Source organism: Pseudomonas sp., from assembly GCF_040514055.1.
Taxonomy (GTDB): domain Bacteria; phylum Pseudomonadota; class Gammaproteobacteria; order Pseudomonadales; family Pseudomonadaceae; genus Aquipseudomonas.
In genome coordinates this window covers 1-3,334 of record NZ_JBEVDL010000058.1, presented here as the reverse complement: position 1 = coordinate 3,334, position 3,334 = coordinate 1, and the positions used below count along the sequence as shown (strand labels likewise).

Below are 3,334 nucleotides of genomic sequence, written 5' to 3'. Positions count from 1 at the left end.
CCTTGAGCCTGTGCCTGGGCCTTTTCAGTTCGCTGGCGCTGGCCCATGAAGGCCACCAGGAACCCGCAGCTGCAGCACCTGCAGCGCCCGCCGCGCAGCCGGCCAGTGGCACGCGTGATGCCAAGACCTGGTTCACCGACACGCCCTTGCAGGACCAGAATGGCGAGACCCTGCGGTTCTACAGCGATGCGCTGCAAAACCGCGTGGTGCTGCTCAACGTGATTTTCACCAGTTGCAATGATGCCTGTCCGCTGATCACCCAAAAGCTCAAGGAAGTTCGTGAAGTGCTGGGCGACAAGGCCGACGGCATCACCTTTATCTCCCTTACCAGTGATCCGCTGCGGGACACCCCGGCGGTACTCAAGGCTTACACCTTGAAACAAGGGGTAGAAGACCCCCACTGGCTTTTTCTGACGGGCGACAAAGCCCAGATGGACCTGGTCCTGGGGCGCATCGGCCAGATCGTGCCCACCCCGGAACAGCATTCCACGCAACTGATCGTGGGTGACGTGGCCAACAAACGCTGGAGCAAGATCCGCCCCGATGCCCCTGCCGCCGCCATTGCCCAGCGCTTGCAGTTGCTGACAATGCCCGTGGTCGGCCGTTGAGCGCGCGCCATGAAGACGTCCCTGGTCCTCGGTTTGCTGCTCCTCTGCGGTCTGCCCCTCGGCGCCCAGGCGCTGGCGCTGACCCCGAGCGAAAGTGCCGGTAAACGGCTCTATCGCGAGGGGGTGTCGGCCAGTGGCGAGCCGATCATGGCGCGGGTCGGTGCGGCGGGCATGCTGTTGCCCGCCACCAGCCTGCCGTGCGCCAACTGCCATGGCGACGATGGCGTCGGACGGCCCGAGGGCGGGGTGCGCCCGCCAGACCTGAGCTGGTCACGGCTGAGCAGCACCTATGGCCAGCAACAGGTCAACGGCCGCGACTACCCGGCCTATACCGATGCCAGCCTGGCAAAAGCGATTCAGGAAGGTCGCGACCCAGCCGACAATCGCCTTGACCCGGCGATGCCCAGATTTGTCCTGTCGATGAACGATCAGCGCAATCTCAGCGCCTATCTCAAGCGTGTGGCCGAAGACCGTGACCCCGGCCTCGACCCTGGCACCGTGCACCTGGGGACGTTACTCCCCGGTTCCGGGCCCTTGAGCGAGGAGGGCGCCACCGTGGCGGCCGTGCTCAAGGGGAGCGTGGCGCGCATCAATCAAGCCGGCGGCATCCACGGCCGGCAGTTGCGCCTGACCATTCTCGACCCGGGCCCGGACCGCGTCAGTGCCGAGCAGGCGCTCGACCGTTTGATCGACACCGAACAGGTGTTCGCCCTGATCGCGCCGCTAGCCCCCGCCCTGGACGCGGAGCTGGGGCCTCGCCTGGAGAAAGCCGGCGTGCCGCTGATCGGTCCGTTGTCGCTGCTGGGACCGGCCCAGGCCAGCCGGCAGATTTTCGAGCCGTTGCCAGGCCTGCGCGAGCAACTGATCGCCCTGGCCGACTACGCCACCGAGCAGCTCAAAGTACTGCAAGGGCCGACCCTGATCACCTATCCGGACGAACCCGGCCAGCGCCTCGCGGCACAAAACCTGGGCCAGTACCTGCAGGATCACGCCTGGCAGAAAGTGCACCTGCAAGCCTACGACCCGACACAGGAAGAACTGCCGCTGGGCTCGCGTTCAGTGTTCTACCTGGGCAGCGGTGCCGGTTTCAGTCGCCTGGCCGAGCGCCTGCAAGTTGCCGGGCAGGTGCCGTATCTGTTCGCCACGTCGAACCAGGTGGCGGGGGATCTGCTGCAAGTGCCCAGCGGTTTTTCCCGGCGAGTGTTCCTCGCCTATCCATTCGTGCCCAGTGACTGGACGGTGGCCGGACGCCTGGCCTTGACTCAAGTGCGCGCCAATCAGGGCCTGGGCGGCCAGCATGCGGTGCTGCAAGTCGGCGCCTACAGCTCGCTGCTGTTGCTCAGCGAAGGCCTGAAACATTCCGGGCGCGACACCAGCCGCGAGAAGCTGATCAACGCACTCGAAGGCTTGCACGATTTCGACACCGGGCTGACTCCCTTGATCAGCTTCGGCCCCGGCCGCCGCCTGGGCCTGAGCGGCGCCCATGTGGTGACGGTGGATCTGCCCGACCAGCGCTTCTACCTGGTAGCGCCCTATAGACCGATTGCAGCGATGCCCTGACCGGAGGTCCATCATGAAACTCAATACCTGGTTGCTCCTGCTGGCCCTGTGGGTACCGGCAAGTTACGCCAGCAACGGCCCGATCGCGGCGCGGGTCAATGGCGAGGAAATCTCCGAGTTTCGCCTGGAACGTTATTTCGCCGAGTTCCTCGAGGACCAGGGGCGGGCGTTAGGCAGCATCCGCAACCCCACGGCCTACAAGCAGCTGCGGCAGAAGGCCCTGGATGCCTTGATCGACAAGGAACTGCTGTGGCAGGAAGCCGTCAAGCGCGGCGTGGTGATCAGCGATGCACAGGTGCAGGGCCAGGTCGACCAGGCGCGCCAGGCCATCGGCGGTGCCGAAGTGTTTGCCCGGCGTTTGAACGATGCCGGTTTCGATGAAGCCAGTTTTGTCGAGTACACCCGCCGTGACATGGCGGCGCAGCAGGTGTTTGCCGAGCTGACCAAGGTTACCGGGCCCGACGAGCAAAAGGTCCGAGCTTTTTATCAAGAGCACCGCAGCGAAATGGGCCGGCCCGAGGAGGTCCAGGCGCGGCATATCCTGGTAAAAGTCCCTGAAGGCGCGGATGCCGCGACAATTGAAGCAGCACGACTACGCTTAGCGGACATGCGGTTGAAAATCGTTAACGGTGCCGATTTTGCCAGTATCGCCAAAAGCGCTTCAGAAGATGCTTCCGCCAGCAGTGGCGGGGACCTGGGATATTTCCCCCGGGGCCGCATGTTTCCTGAATTTGAAGTGACAGCCTTTGCCATGGCGCCAGGTGATCTCAGTGAGCCGGTGCGCACTCCGGTGGGCTGGCATCTGATTTATTTACAGAACCGCAGCGAGGCGGCAGATGTCTCAGAGGAGCAGGGACTGGAAATGGTCAGGGCGTATCTTGCCCGCCAGGAACAGGTTGCTATACGCGGGGAAGTGCTTGCGCAGTTGCGGTCGCGCAATCGAATCGAACGGATTGACGACGATTGAAGTTTGTTCCCCAATAGTGGGGGAAAGCTTCAGGGCGAATCCGTGCGCTTCCCCCGTCTTTGGTGGGCGTTCGGCGGTGGTGTGCTCGAACGGAATAGATATCTCATGAATATCAACTACATGCAGTGGTGAAAATACCGGTGCTCAGTCTGGCATGAAGTGTGCGTTAGCCTCATTAAGGCGGCACTCTGCCAGGTTT

At 63.3% G+C, this 3,334-nt stretch carries 3 protein-coding genes; all 3 read left to right on the top strand.

Going from position 1 to position 3,334, the window contains the following annotated elements:
* Positions 1 to 2: 2 nt before the first annotated feature.
* The 3 genes from ABWY06_RS13500 to ABWY06_RS13490 are packed head-to-tail and all read left to right on the top strand — an operon-like array spanning position 3 to position 3,135.
* A complete protein-coding gene (locus tag ABWY06_RS13500; protein WP_353926075.1) occupies positions 3 to 608 on the top strand; it encodes an SCO family protein in 606 nt (201 codons plus the stop codon).
* Positions 609 to 617: 9 nt separating this feature from the next.
* Positions 618 to 2,168 carry a cytochrome c/ABC transporter substrate-binding protein gene (locus ABWY06_RS13495; protein WP_266019901.1) on the top strand — a complete coding sequence of 517 codons (1,551 nt, stop codon included), beginning with the start codon at positions 618 to 620 and terminating at the stop codon, positions 2,166 to 2,168.
* 13 nt (positions 2,169 to 2,181) lie between these two features.
* Positions 2,182 to 3,135, top strand: coding sequence for a peptidylprolyl isomerase (locus tag ABWY06_RS13490; RefSeq protein ID WP_353926074.1), 954 nt, complete (start codon positions 2,182 to 2,184; stop codon positions 3,133 to 3,135).
* The last annotated feature ends 199 nt before the right edge of the window (positions 3,136 to 3,334 follow it).